The 12,227-nt window shown below is 33.6% G+C and carries 18 protein-coding genes; 6 read left to right on the forward strand and 12 right to left on the reverse strand.

Annotation, left to right across the window (positions count from 1 at the left end):
- Positions 1–122: 122 nt before the first annotated feature.
- From MJG50_RS05085 to MJG50_RS05120, 8 genes are all read right to left on the reverse strand, one after another.
- On the reverse strand, positions 123–335 hold the full coding sequence (locus tag MJG50_RS05085) for a DUF7336 domain-containing protein (protein ID WP_240253322.1): 213 nt from the start codon (positions 333–335) through the stop codon (positions 123–125).
- 164 nt (positions 336–499) lie between these two features.
- On the reverse strand, positions 500–700 hold the full coding sequence (locus MJG50_RS05090; protein ID WP_240253323.1) for a cold-shock protein: 201 nt from the start codon (positions 698–700) through the stop codon (positions 500–502).
- A 143-nt stretch (positions 701–843) separates the two neighbouring features.
- Complete coding sequence (locus tag MJG50_RS05095) at positions 844–1,050, reverse strand: cold-shock protein (RefSeq protein WP_240253324.1); 207 nt, start codon at positions 1,048–1,050, stop codon at positions 844–846.
- Between the two features lie 238 nt (positions 1,051–1,288).
- Positions 1,289–2,260 (reverse strand): ABC transporter ATP-binding protein, encoded by a 972-nt coding sequence (locus tag MJG50_RS05100; protein ID WP_275695512.1) that lies wholly within the window; start codon positions 2,258–2,260, stop codon positions 1,289–1,291.
- The gene (locus MJG50_RS05105; protein WP_240253326.1) at positions 2,254–3,249 is read right to left on the reverse strand and encodes an ABC transporter ATP-binding protein; all 996 of its coding nucleotides are present in this window, start codon (positions 3,247–3,249) and stop codon (positions 2,254–2,256) included. The genes MJG50_RS05100 and MJG50_RS05105 overlap by 7 nt, the downstream gene beginning before the upstream one ends.
- A gap of 27 nt (positions 3,250–3,276) precedes the next feature.
- Positions 3,277–4,206, reverse strand: coding sequence for an ABC transporter permease (locus MJG50_RS05110; RefSeq protein ID WP_240253327.1), 930 nt, complete (start codon positions 4,204–4,206; stop codon positions 3,277–3,279).
- Complete coding sequence (locus MJG50_RS05115) at positions 4,203–5,132, reverse strand: ABC transporter permease (protein ID WP_240253329.1); 930 nt, start codon at positions 5,130–5,132, stop codon at positions 4,203–4,205. Before MJG50_RS05115 ends, MJG50_RS05110 begins: the two co-directional genes overlap by 4 nt.
- 89 nt (positions 5,133–5,221) lie before the next feature.
- Positions 5,222–6,907, reverse strand: coding sequence for a peptide ABC transporter substrate-binding protein (locus MJG50_RS05120; RefSeq protein WP_240253330.1), 1,686 nt, complete (start codon positions 6,905–6,907; stop codon positions 5,222–5,224).
- Between the two features lie 214 nt (positions 6,908–7,121).
- On the opposite strand from MJG50_RS05120, the gene MJG50_RS05125 reads away from it, so the two are divergent.
- The 4 genes from MJG50_RS05125 (at position 7,122) to MJG50_RS05140 (ending at position 8,890) form a co-directional block, all read left to right on the forward strand.
- Positions 7,122–7,817, forward strand: coding sequence for a Crp/Fnr family transcriptional regulator (locus MJG50_RS05125; protein WP_240253332.1), 696 nt, complete (start codon positions 7,122–7,124; stop codon positions 7,815–7,817).
- Positions 7,818–7,932: 115 nt separating this feature from the next.
- The gene (locus MJG50_RS05130; protein WP_240253333.1) at positions 7,933–8,394 is read left to right on the forward strand and encodes an Hsp20/alpha crystallin family protein; all 462 of its coding nucleotides are present in this window, start codon (positions 7,933–7,935) and stop codon (positions 8,392–8,394) included.
- A gap of 79 nt (positions 8,395–8,473) precedes the next feature.
- Complete coding sequence (locus tag MJG50_RS05135) at positions 8,474–8,725, forward strand: sigma-G-dependent sporulation-specific acid-soluble spore protein CsgA (RefSeq protein ID WP_240253334.1); 252 nt, start codon at positions 8,474–8,476, stop codon at positions 8,723–8,725.
- Between the two features lie 15 nt (positions 8,726–8,740).
- Positions 8,741–8,890: a hypothetical protein gene (locus MJG50_RS05140; RefSeq protein ID WP_240253335.1), complete on the forward strand. Its 150-nt coding sequence runs from the start codon at positions 8,741–8,743 to the stop codon at positions 8,888–8,890.
- Positions 8,891–8,914: 24 nt separating this feature from the next.
- Here MJG50_RS05140 and MJG50_RS05145 read toward each other — a convergent pair whose 3' ends face one another.
- From MJG50_RS05145 to MJG50_RS05155, 3 genes are all read right to left on the reverse strand, one after another.
- Positions 8,915–9,313, reverse strand: a complete 399-nt coding sequence (locus MJG50_RS05145) for a YppG family protein (protein WP_240253336.1) — start codon at positions 9,311–9,313, stop codon at positions 8,915–8,917.
- Between the two features lie 101 nt (positions 9,314–9,414).
- Entirely contained in the window at positions 9,415–9,774 is a 360-nt protein-coding gene (locus tag MJG50_RS05150) for a YppE family protein (protein WP_240253337.1), read from the reverse strand.
- 29 nt (positions 9,775–9,803) lie between these two features.
- Positions 9,804–10,064, reverse strand: coding sequence for a hypothetical protein (locus tag MJG50_RS05155; protein WP_240253338.1), 261 nt, complete (start codon positions 10,062–10,064; stop codon positions 9,804–9,806).
- Between the two features lie 111 nt (positions 10,065–10,175).
- Here MJG50_RS05155 and MJG50_RS05160 point away from each other — a divergent pair, with 111 nt between their 5' ends.
- Positions 10,176–10,376: a hypothetical protein gene (locus MJG50_RS05160; protein WP_240253339.1), complete on the forward strand. Its 201-nt coding sequence runs from the start codon at positions 10,176–10,178 to the stop codon at positions 10,374–10,376.
- 21 nt (positions 10,377–10,397) lie between these two features.
- Here the strand turns inward: MJG50_RS05160 and MJG50_RS05165 are convergent, their stop codons facing one another.
- Positions 10,398–11,462, reverse strand: a complete 1,065-nt coding sequence (locus MJG50_RS05165; protein WP_240253341.1) for a DUF2515 domain-containing protein — start codon at positions 11,460–11,462, stop codon at positions 10,398–10,400.
- Between the two features lie 145 nt (positions 11,463–11,607).
- Here MJG50_RS05165 and recU point away from each other — a divergent pair, with 145 nt between their 5' ends.
- Positions 11,608–12,207, forward strand: coding sequence for a Holliday junction resolvase RecU (gene recU / locus MJG50_RS05170; RefSeq protein WP_240253342.1), 600 nt, complete (start codon positions 11,608–11,610; stop codon positions 12,205–12,207).
- The last annotated feature ends 20 nt before the right edge of the window (positions 12,208–12,227 follow it).

Here is a 12,227-nt window from a genome sequence, read left to right on the forward strand (position 1 = left end):
CTGGACTGAGCGTAGCGAGGGAAGCGGCTCGGCCCCGCCCGCGGAAAGCGACCACACGGAGTGGAAATCAACCTACACTATTTACCTATTTCTATTCTAAATGAAAAAAGACTCATTTTTCTTTACAGTAAATGTTCATAACTATTATTATAAATTCTATTCAATTCACTTATCCTATAAATAAGTATTTCATGATCTTCATTTCCCTCTAACCTATTATCAAGGATATATTTTTCCTTTGCATTCATTGCTTTTTCTTCAGTAGTAAAAATTCCAATTATGTTTGATGCTTCTCCACATTCAGTACAACCAATATCTACAACTACATAGTACATCTTAGTCCAACCCCAATTCATTATTTACTTAACGTTACCAGTAGTGTAACAAAAATAAAAGTCGACATAAAGAAACTCGTCATACTAAGGATTTTATCGCAAAGACAAAAAAACAGATCCTAAATTTTTTAGAATCTGTTTCATGTATTTCATATATGGGTATTTTAAACTTTTTGGACGTTAGCTGCTTGTGGTCCACGACTACCTTCTTCAATATCGAAAGTAACCTCTTGACCTTCTTCTAAAGTTTTGAACCCTTCGCCTTGGATTGCTGAGAAGTGAACAAATACATCATCTCCACCTTCAACCTCAATAAATCCAAAACCTTTTTCACCATTAAACCATTTTACTTTTCCTTGTGCCATTTAATTTCCTCCTATGTAATGCAACCAAAAAAGGTGCAAGGTATTGCATGAATTATTATTACCCAAGATAGATTTTTTATAACATTTTTTTTAAATTTATTATAAATAAAAAAACCGATCTTTTTTAGACCGGTCGAATTGGTTTATGCTAAGTAACTTTTACAATGATTATCGACTACTTGTAATTCTTTTGTGGATTGCTCCATTGATGAACCACAAATTGGGCATATAGGGATTTCAGTACTTTTAAAATTATCCCTTAACCAACAATTACAATCATCAGACGTACATACCCAAATCTTAGTTTCCTCAGTAACAATCTCTTCAACCGGTTTTCTTCCAAATGCCATTTAAAAACATCTCCTTTACCTAAACTTGATGAGAAACATGAACACTAAATGATATGTAATAAATAAAAAAACTTATTATAAAAGTTTCTTGTGCAAAAACCCTTTATAATAAGCAGTTCACATATTAATTTGCTCTTTTAATTAGTTTATTATACAATCAAATACCTGTATTTGTCAATCAAAGACTTTTATGAGTGTCGAAATTATTCGTCAACTAAATTAGAAATGAAATACAATATTAATATAAGTGACATGCTGTAAAATGACTTTCTTTAACTTCCTTCCATTTTGGTTTTTCTAGTGCACATATTTCCATTGCATGCTTGCATCTTGTGCGAAAAACACAGCCAGAAGGTGGAAAAATAGGACTTGGAACATCACCTTCTAGGACAATCCGTTCCCTTTTAACAGTTGGATCTGGTATAGGTACAGCAGATAATAATGCCTGTGTATACGGGTGGAGAGGTTCACTATTTAATGACTGACTATCTGATAGTTCTACCATATTACCTAAATACATCACTAAAATTCGGTCAGAAATATATTTTACCATTGATAGATCATGGGCAATAAACAAGTAGGTTAGGCCCATTTGTTCCTGTAATTCTTTTAAAAGATTAACAATTTGGGCCTGGATTGAAACATCTAAAGCAGAGATTGGTTCATCACATACAATAAATTTCGGCTCTAATGCTAGAGCTCTTGCAATACCGATCCTTTGTCTTTGACCACCACTAAATTCATGAGGGTATCGATTTGCATGTTCAGGACTTAGGCCAACAAGATTTAGCAATTCAGCAACCCTTTCTTTTCTTTGCTTTCCTTTTGCGAGTCGATGAATATCGAGTGGTTCTCCAACTATATCTTCAATTTTCATTCTTGGATTTAACGAAGCATATGGATCTTGAAAAACGATTTGTACGTCTTTTCGGAGCTCCTTAAGTTTTGTATGAGACAGTTTGTATATATTAGTTCCTTCAAAATAGACTTCACCTGCAGTAGGTTCTAATAGCCTGATAATTGTCTTACCAACTGTAGACTTTCCACAGCCACTTTCACCTACTAGTCCAACTGTCTCCCCCTTTGCTATTACTAAATTAAAATCGTCAACCGCTTTAACTGCTCGATTATTGGAAAGAAAATATTTTTTCACATGCTGAATTTCCATTAGTGGTTTTTCAACTAATATACTCGAACCCGTATTTAGCAAGTAGACTCCTCCTTTGCCATTGGATGATGAAGCCAACAAGCACTATGATGGGAGTCCCCTGTTTTTTCAAATCCCGGCTTATACTCACCACATATTTTCATTGCTTTTTCACACCTTGGAAAAAAAGAACATCCTGTTGGTGGTTCAAGCAAATCTGGAGGCGTACCTTTGATCGACGATAACTTCTCTTGTTTCAGCATGTCAAGACGTGGTACTGATTTTAACAATCCCTTCGTATATGGATGGGAAGGGTTTGCAAAGATTTCACTTACAGAACCCGTTTCAACAATCTCCCCAGCATACATGACCACGACTCTGCTGCACATCTCTGCAACAACACCCAGGTCATGAGTAATAAGGATAATCGAGGTATTTGTCTTCAACTGAAGCTCTTTCATCAAATGCAATATTTGAGCTTGAATGGTCACATCAAGTGCTGTTGTTGGTTCGTCTGCTATTAATAAATTTGGCTTACATGCCAATGCAATTGCAATCATTACCCTCTGTCTCATTCCACCAGAAAATTCATGTGGGTATTGATTTATTCTTTTTTCAGGCTGAGAAATCCCTACTATTTCAAGCATTTTAATCGAATGTTCAATTGCCTTTTTTTTCGAAATTTTATTATGCCTTAATAATCCTTCAGAAATTTGTTCACCGATTTTTGCTGTAGGATTTAATGAAGTCATTGGATCTTGAAATATCATCCCTATTTCAAATCCTCTAATACGTGTCATTTCTTTTTCCTTTTTATTCACCAAGTTTACTCCATTTAGAGTAATGGAACCTTGTTTAATTTTTGCTTGGGGTGATGGTAAAAGGCGCATAATGGATTTAGCAGTAACACTCTTACCACAACCTGACTCTCCAACAATTGCAATCGCTTCTCCTTTATTTACATGAAAGGATACTCCGCGCACTGCCTTTACCTCTCCTTCAAATGTTTGAAATGAAACGTGCAGATTTTCTATTTCTAGAAGTCTTTCCATTTTATCCCCCCTCCTCACATACTCTTATTATTTTCGCAATCTCGGATCAAGTGCATCTCTTAATCCATCACCAAATACATTAAATGCAAACATTGTAAGTGAAATAAGGAAGGCAGGAATGAACAATTGATAAAAATTCCCGATCAAAATACTCCCGAGTGCATCATTTGCCATCGTTCCCCAACTTGCCTCAGGTGCCGGGATACCTAGCCCTAAAAAACTAAGGGTTGCTTCTGCGAAAATTGCTGTTGGGACAGTTAATGTTACATTTACTAAAATAGGTCCCATTGTATTTGGAATCATATGCTTTCGAAGTTTCCATATAGTACTTGCTCCAATTGCATTAGCTGCTTGGACATATTCATATTCTTTGATTTGAAGAACCTGCCCCCTTACTAATCTTGCCATTGGAATCCACCCAGTAATAGTCATTGCAATAATAATTGTCCATAATCCTCTCCCCAATACAATCATCATTAAAATAACCATTAATAAATATGGAATTGCATAGATTACTTCTGCTATTCTCATCATTATATTGTCTAATTTCCCACCACGAATCCCGGAAATGCCCCCATATAAAATTCCAATTGCAAAATCAATTAATGCAGCCATAAACCCAATAAATAAGGATATTCTTGCTCCATACCATGATCGTGTAAATAAATCACGACCTGATGAATCTGTACCAAACCAATGCTCTAAGTTGGGTCGTAAGTTCTTTTTCGTAAAATCCTGTTCATAGTATGTGTATCCATTTAAATATGGACCAATTATTGCCATTATCCCGATAATTACAATGATGATGAGGCCGATAATTGCTAATTTATTTTCCTTTAGACGTCGCCAAGCATCTGACCAAAAGGAAACACTTGGTCTAGCTATTTTTTCAGCTTCTGCAAAGTTATGATCTACAGGTAAAAACATCTCTTTTGTATACTTAATTTCTTTATTCATTTGCTCTCCCCCGTCACTTTAATTCTTGGATCTATCCATGTATAAGCAATGTCGACAATAAGAATTAAAAGAATCAGGATCGCAGCATAGAAAATTGTTGAACCAAGTATAACTGGATAGTCTCGGTTAAAAATGCTGTTAACGAACATTTCCCCCATGCCAGGAATACCAAAAATCTTTTCGATAATAAAACTTCCTGTAACCAAATTCGCAATTAAAATACCTAGAACTGTAATTACTGGAAGTATTGCATTACGAATTGCATGCTTTAAAATGATTGTTCCGGTCTTTAAACCCTTTGCTTTCGCAGTAAGTATATAATCCTGTGCCATTACCTCTAACATACTCGATCTCATAAGCCGAGCAATATAAGCCATTGGCATCATGGCAAGTGAAATAGAAGGCAAAATTGTATGTGACCATGATTTCCAAGTAGCAACCGGTAATAATTCCAACTCAACCGCAATGAAATTTATTAGAAATGTTGCTAGTATAAAGTTTGGAACAGAGATTCCGATGATTGCTAGAATCATAGAGGAATAGTCTGGCCATCGGTTTCGATATAATGAAGCAATCACCCCAAAAAGCAGTCCTAAGGGAATAGCAATTAATAAAGCTTGAGTACCTAAATGCAGGGATACTGGAAATCCATTAACGATATAATCGTTAACAGTTAATGATGAAGATTTATAGGACGGACCAAAATCAAATTGTAAAATTGATTTTAAGTACATTCCATATTGAACAAGTAATGGTTTGTCCAAATTATAGTAGCCTTGAAGATTATCATAGACAGCCTTTGGCATAACACCTTCTTGAGCAAAAGGGTTACCAGGAATACTGTGCATCAAAATAAACGTTAGGGTTATAATGACCCAAAGTGTTATGATCGCCAATCCTATTCTTTTTACAATGTAAGTTAGCATCTTACCCCCCATTTCAGATGATCATTAAATAAAGATAAGAAAAATCGGGTATGCTTTTACGGAGCATACCACGAATTTTTCTATTTTACTTATTTATTAATATCAGCATAAATAAATTGAGGGTAACGATTGATAGGTGTATAGACCCCTGTGACATATGGTTTTACGGTAAATGGCTTCGTATAGAAATAGACTGGAATTACAGGCATTTCATCCATCATTATTTTTTCAGCATCATGCATTGCCTTCATTCTTACTTCTTGATCCATTGTCGTCTTTGCAGTATTTATTAATTTGTCATATTCGCTATTACTCCAATTGGCATCATTATAAGGTCCATCAGTAACCCACAGGTCTACGAATGTCATCGGATCAACATAATCTCCTACCCAACCTGCTCTTGAGATTTGATAATCCCCTGCCTTTTCTCGGTCAAGTTTAACCTGGAATTCAACATTTTCTAATGTAATGCTAATATCAAGATTTTTACGCCACATTTCTTGTACTGCTTCTGCAATCATTTTATGCCCTTCAGATGTGTTATATGTGAGTGTTACATCTGGGAACTTATCAAGCCCTTCTTCTGCTAGACCTTCCGCTAGAAGTTTTTTTGCTTCTTCAATATTTGCTTCAAATAGATTTCCTGTATTTCCTTGGAAGTCACCAGAAATATCAGGTATACCTGGTGGAACGATTGAATATGCCGGTTGTTGACCACCTTGAGCAACATGCTCAACAATTGTTTCACGATCGATTGCCATTGATAATGCTTTACGAATCTTCACATTATTAAAAGGCTTTTTCTCATTATTTAGATTATAATAATATACTGAGAGATCAGGTCCATTTTGGAATTCAGGATTTTTCTCTTCTGCTAATTTCCCGATGACATCCTGTGGTAATGGATAGACTAAATCTAATTCTCCTGATTGATACATTTGCCAGGCAGTATTTTCATCATCAATAATCACGAAATGAACTTCATCTAATTTAATATTTTCTTTGTCATAATAATTTTCATTCTTTTCTAGCTTCATGCTTTCTTTATGCTGCCACTCTGTTAATTTGAAGGCACCATTCGAAACATATGATTCTGCTTCCTTATACCAATCTGGATTTGCTTCTTGCACTTTTTTATTGACCGGATAATACGTGTAAAATGATGTTAAATCTAAAAAATATGGGGTTGATTGTCCAAGTTTCACCTCTAGTGTCTTTTCATCAAGTGCTTTTACCCCAACCTTATCTTCAAGTGCTTGCAAATCAGCACCCTCTGCAGCAGAATTAAATTCTTCCCCACCTTCTAGATAATAGAGCTGGTACGCATAAGTGGAAGCGGTTGCAGGATTTAGTGCAAATTTCCATGCATATTCAAAATCATGTGCAGTTACTGGATCACCATTAGACCATTTTATTCCTTCTTTAAGTGTAAAAGTCCAAGTAAGTCCATCATCACTTGTTGTCCAATCTTCAGCCATCCCTTTTACTATTTCACCTTCTGGGGTTTTCTTTGTAAGTCCCTCAAACGCGTGCTCCAATATCCATGAATCATGTGTACCTTGTGCAATTCCTGGATGGAGTGAACCAGGTTCTTCATTGTTGTTTAGTTTTAAAATCTTTGGACCTGTATCCTCCTCAACTTCTTCTGTAGTTCCTTCATCTTTCGGAGTATCTTTGTCCTTCGGTTCATCAACTGTTTCCCCACTAAAACATCCTGATAAAGCCAGAAAAATAGAAAGCAATAAAATAAATCCTACCGTTAGCTTCCTTTTCATACAAATTCCCCCCTATTTATTATTTTTTTGAAATCATGTACAAATAGATTTCTACAACTAATCTATAAGAAGTTTTTTAAAATTATTACTTATGAAGTAAAATTTCATGATTGTTTTTAGTAGATTTCATTTATAAGCCACACATATTTACCCTTATTCATATAAATTTGGTACACTTATACATAGTAGATATAATTCGTGTGGAGTGATAAATATGGATCGTATAAAAATTAAGGAAGTATTAAAAACTGTTCCCCTTTTTAAAGAACTAACCTCAAATGAATTGGAAGAAATCGTTAACATAGCCCAAAATCGGCAATTTCTTAAAGGAACGCATGTCTTTATGCAAGATGACCCTTTGGAGAATGTCTATTTTATCTATGCCGGTAAGGTGAAAATTTATAAAAATGACTTTAACGGTCGTGAGCAAATTGTCTCAGTTTTAAAGAATGGAGATATGTTCCCCCATGTCGGTTTCTTTCGGAAGGGCAATTATCCAGCATATGCCCATGTCATTGAAGATGCGACACTTGTTGTAATATCCATTTCTCATTTTGAGATGCTATTATTACAACACCCACAGGTTTGTATTAAGCTGTTCCGGGTAATGGGTGAAAAAATTGTTGATCTACAAAATAGGCTTGAAGCACAAATTTTAAATAATACGTATGAGCAAATTATCAAATTACTTCTCAGACTTTCGGAAACAGATGGAAAAATAATAGATGATGGTCGGAAAGTCTTTACAACCAACTATACAAATAAAGATTTAGCAAATATGATTGGGTCTACGAGGGAGACAGTTAGCCGAACTTTAACAAAACTAAAAAAGAAAGAGATTATCAATGTAAATTCCCATGGTAACCTAATTATTGATGTAGAGAAATTAGAGGATGAATTATTTATATAAGTTAAACTAAACTCGTCGTCTGGCGAGTTTTCTTTATTACACAAAATACCTAAACGTTTTCATTAGTAAATGAATATAGTAGCAGTAAATATTTCTAATGAAAGGAAGATTTAAAATGAATGAAGAAGAAAAAAAACGACAACACGAGCCTTTTGGGCCAATTATTCGTTCAATGAATGACTTTTTCACCCAACAACCCGTTAGACGTCTTTTAGATAGTATGGATGAATTTTTTGAGAGAAGACCATTCATTTTATCAACAATTTCAATCGATATGTATGAAACTGATAAAGAATTGATTATTTCTGCGGATTTACCTGGGGTAAAACGCGAACAAATTAATATTGAGTATTCTGAACGTCATTTAACGATATCTGTGAACCATCAGGAGGAATTAGAAGAGACTAATGATACAAAACACTATTATGTGAAAAAGCAGTCTTTTAAAAAAGCTCAAAGAACAATAGTATTACCCTATCCAATCACTGGTAATCATATAAAAGCAAGCTATCGTGATGGGGTTCTGAAGGTACAATTACCTAAAGAAAGACAAAAGAAAATAGCCATCGATGACTAAGAGCACTTCATTGAGTGTTCTTTAGTACATACTTTCTTATACTTAAATGCACTCTATATCTAGGAGGTGTTAAAACAATTTGGATAAAACGCTTGGCTATCTACTTGAGACCCTTTCAAATTACTCGGATCATCATGTGATTCCGCAAAGAATGATGAATAAGCTTGAAAATACACAATACAATTCGGAAGGTACATTTATAAGAGAGCTTAATGAGGAAGAGTTAATTTTTCTAAATAAAGTACTACCTGATGAAATCAAATACGCATTAGAAAGTCAGGATTTTAAAAGGGTTCAAGAATTAAATGAGGTTTATGAATTACTTCCTTAAACGAAGGTGGAAATTATGAATCAAAAGCAATTTTCTACAAAACAGTATTCAGATACAAATGTCGAAGATGTAAAAAGATTAAATGCGCAATCAGGCCTATCATATAATGAAGTACTCCAATTGTTGGCTAAACAGTACAATGAAAAGCATAAAAGAAAGCTGTAATTTGACAGCTTTCTTTTTATTAATCTACGATTTAAATGTTTGGGACAATCCTTTAACAATTGAACTTACCTGATTAACCGCACCCATCATTTGTCCAGCTGTATCCATTAGTTTATTTACATCATATGTGCCATCTTTTTTCTTAAACTGTGAAAGGAATGATTGAACTCCAGCTGTTTGCTGTTGATTCATATTCCCGATTGGATATGGTGTTGGGTATGGAGTATACATGGATGAACTATTTGAAAAGTATGGTTGCTGTTGTTGTTTCGATGTTTGGGGTGGGAAATTATTTGAAAAGGATTGGTTAGAAAACATGGAGTAAGGGTATAAATACGACTGGTAATTTGGCTGTGAATAATACGGCCATGAATGGCCATAAGGCTTTGTAATATATTTGCTCCTCCCATAATTTTGATACATTGGAAACAACCTCCTCTACTGTGCTTTTTAATTATAGTTTATGAAAAATCATGATATTTGTGTAATGAAAAAAGACACCTTCTATAAATAAAAGGCACCCTTTATCGGCTAACTTTTTTATTAATGCTCTCTAGGACATACATAATTGATTCGTACATCGCTTTAAAACGCCTTGCTTTTGTATCCTTATAAAATCCCTGTATCGATATTAATTGTATATTTTCATGTGTAGCATCGATTTGATTAGGGTGAAGGTGTTTTGGTTTTTCTTTTTCTATCCAATCATTAGCTAATTGCATCCATCGATCAGCAATTTCCATTACTTCATCAACATAAGGCTTAACCTCATTATAAAAATCAGCTTCGTAATCTGTATTTTTTTTTACATCTTCCATTCGAATAAGTGATTGATTACATCGTTCAATTAATATTGTTGTTTTAGCAATTAATTCTGTGTACATTCTTTCACCTCAATGTATATCATACCTGTTTAATAGCTGAATGTTAAGTGAAATGAACGCTCCTTTTCATTTATTCTATCTTTAAAATCATTTTTAAAAATATAATCCTTTTTGATTGAAGTTATTTTTTTCTTATGCACCTCTATACTTTTAAGGCAATTATTTGCTTCTTGATTAATATTTTCATTTACTTCTGTGATTATTTTATGTTCAATTTGATTAATTAATTGGACCAAATCATTTAGTTGATACAATACACTTTCCTTATTAGCCAAAATAGCTTTTGTCACGATTATTCATCTCCTTCTAAATGCTCTTTATACACATATTCTAGATAGAAAAACAACTCCCTTCATCGTTGACAAAACTAGTTTTCTTTCGTCAAAGAAAGTGGTTTTATGATGGGATTATCACAATTAGTTCGACAAGTGTTTTATGAAAAAAGAATGTATTGCCAAGAAGTTGCTCAAACTAAGAGAAGGAGGTGGATTATAGTGGCAAAAAAGAAAGACAATAAAAAAGGACGACAAAGACAAAATGAGGAAACTGCACCTGGTTATGGAAACAAAAAAATAGAAGGGCCTAATCGTCCATCTACGTAAAAAAATAAAGGCTGATTATGATCAGCCTTTATTTTTTCTTAATAATTGCTCCAATGTAATGCCGAGTTGTAGTTGTTTTTGTTTATTTAAATACCAATTCGTGATGTCATACTTTTTATTTTCATTTTTTACAGGTTGAAACCATTTCTTTTTAATTAATCCGATAAACCAATCATTATTACCTTCTCTACTATGTGTAATGATTGGATAGGTTGTCCTTAGAAATGGAGTAATTCGATACTTCCGGGGATGTAAATAACGTTCATAGTCAAATCTTGAACCAGTATGTTCAATTTTTTTTGAGAAAAGTAGAAAGGAATAATAGTGATCTTCATGAAAAAGAAGTGAAGCTAGTTTCTTTCCTAACTCAATTCGTTCATCAAGCTTTTTAAAATTATATACCGAAAACCCAAATAATTCTCCATGAAGTGTTGGAAAAATTGCTGAACTAAAATGGAGCCAATCTTGAAAGTTAAAAAAGAATGAATCAAAAACCTTTTTTTTATAAAAAGGGTGCTCAATTACAGGTTTTTGGATAATATTTTGCTCATTAATGATTTGTGCAATAATCAATCGTTCTCTATTCCTATATTTCCAATAATATTCCCACTCCATTTCAATAAATTTTGAAACAGAAAATGCTGGTAATAAATGAAAAAGCGGTTTACCATATCGTTTTGAATATTCATAGACAAGTAATTGTGGATATGCATCTGAAAAAATAAGCCAATTTGCTCGCTCATATGTTAAAAATATATGATTTCTTATCTTTCTATCAAGGATTTTTGTAAACCATTCACCTTCAAGGTCTGTCATATTCCAGCCAGCATTTCTTGATACCATACTCGCTAAAAATGACCATCTTATTTCTTTATTCCTATAATAATAAGTTGCATAGCTTTTAGTTCTCGAAATATTATCTTGATTTTGTTTCGCGGTTTCCTGCTTTATATCAGTAATTAATTTTATATCAAATGTTGAATTTTGATATTTTTCTCGACGTTGTTCAACCTTTAATCTAATATCTTTTTGGAAATGATTCTTGTCTCCCATATAATCACCTCTTGGTACATCTAGTTTAACCATTCACCTAAATTATAAAGCCCTAAATCTACCTGAAGTTCCGAATATGATGACTGAAATTTCTCTTAATCCCGATTCATATTTAATGCAACTATTTTATTGGATTTTCTGATATGATAGTTAGTAGGTTTTTAAGGGGGGATTTTGAATGGAGTTCCGCTATCCTAATGGCAAAATATATAAACCTAAAAATGTTGCAGATACACCCTATTTAAAACAGAAAATATATAGTAATCGCGGAATGACTCTAGAAGAAGACCTGAATGTAACGAATAGTTACTACTTGGAAAAAGATATTGCGGTTATCCATAAAAAGCCTACTCCTATACAAATTGTGAAGGTAGACTACCCAAAAAGAAGTGCTGCTGTTATTAAAGAAGCATATTTTAAACAAGCATCAACTACAGATTATAATGGGATATATAAAGGGAGGTATATTGATTTTGAAGCAAAGGAAACTAAAAACAAAACATCGTTTCCTCTTCAAAACTTTCATGAACACCAAATCAACCATATGTCTGAGATCTTAAAACAAATGGGAATTTGCTTTGTAATATTACGGTTTTCTACATTGGACGAAATGTATTTACTTGATGCGAAACATTTGCTATCCTTTTGGAATCGTCATCTAACAGGCGGTAGGAAATCTATTACAAAACAAGAAGTTGAAATGTATGGTCACCAACTACCAATTGGTTATCATCCAAGAATCGATTATCTTAAAGTTATCGATCAACTTTACTTTTAAAGCAAAGGCAGGATAGATAT

This window comes from Fredinandcohnia quinoae (genome assembly GCF_022427965.1).
GTDB classification, from domain to species: Bacteria; Bacillota; Bacilli; order Bacillales; family Bacillaceae_L; genus Ferdinandcohnia; species Ferdinandcohnia quinoae.

Bases quoted from the DNA above. Each gene is read 5' to 3' on its own strand.
- MJG50_RS05085 (WP_240253322.1), bottom strand. From the start codon at position 335: ATGTACTATGTAGTTGTAGATATTGGTTGTACTGAATGTGGAGAAGCA.
- MJG50_RS05090 (WP_240253323.1), bottom strand. From the start codon at position 700: ATGGCACAAGGAAAAGTAAAATGGTTTAATGGTGAAAAAGGTTTTGGA.
- MJG50_RS05095 (WP_240253324.1), bottom strand. From the start codon at position 1,050: ATGGCATTTGGAAGAAAACCGGTTGAAGAGATTGTTACTGAGGAAACT.
- MJG50_RS05105 (WP_240253326.1), bottom strand. From the start codon at position 3,249: ATGGAAAGACTTCTAGAAATAGAAAATCTGCACGTTTCATTTCAAACA.
- MJG50_RS05110 (WP_240253327.1), bottom strand. From the start codon at position 4,206: ATGAATAAAGAAATTAAGTATACAAAAGAGATGTTTTTACCTGTAGAT.
- MJG50_RS05115 (WP_240253329.1), bottom strand. From the start codon at position 5,132: ATGCTAACTTACATTGTAAAAAGAATAGGATTGGCGATCATAACACTT.
- MJG50_RS05120 (WP_240253330.1), bottom strand. From the start codon at position 6,907: ATGAAAAGGAAGCTAACGGTAGGATTTATTTTATTGCTTTCTATTTTT.
- MJG50_RS05125 (WP_240253332.1), top strand. From the start codon at position 7,122: ATGGATCGTATAAAAATTAAGGAAGTATTAAAAACTGTTCCCCTTTTT.
- MJG50_RS05130 (WP_240253333.1), top strand. From the start codon at position 7,933: ATGAATGAAGAAGAAAAAAAACGACAACACGAGCCTTTTGGGCCAATT.
- MJG50_RS05140 (WP_240253335.1), top strand. From the start codon at position 8,741: ATGAATCAAAAGCAATTTTCTACAAAACAGTATTCAGATACAAATGTC.
- MJG50_RS05145 (WP_240253336.1), bottom strand. From the start codon at position 9,313: ATGTATCAAAATTATGGGAGGAGCAAATATATTACAAAGCCTTATGGC.
- MJG50_RS05150 (WP_240253337.1), bottom strand. From the start codon at position 9,774: ATGTACACAGAATTAATTGCTAAAACAACAATATTAATTGAACGATGT.
- MJG50_RS05160 (WP_240253339.1), top strand. From the start codon at position 10,176: ATGGGATTATCACAATTAGTTCGACAAGTGTTTTATGAAAAAAGAATG.
- MJG50_RS05165 (WP_240253341.1), bottom strand. From the start codon at position 11,462: ATGGTTAAACTAGATGTACCAAGAGGTGATTATATGGGAGACAAGAAT.
- recU (WP_240253342.1), top strand. From the start codon at position 11,608: ATGGAGTTCCGCTATCCTAATGGCAAAATATATAAACCTAAAAATGTT.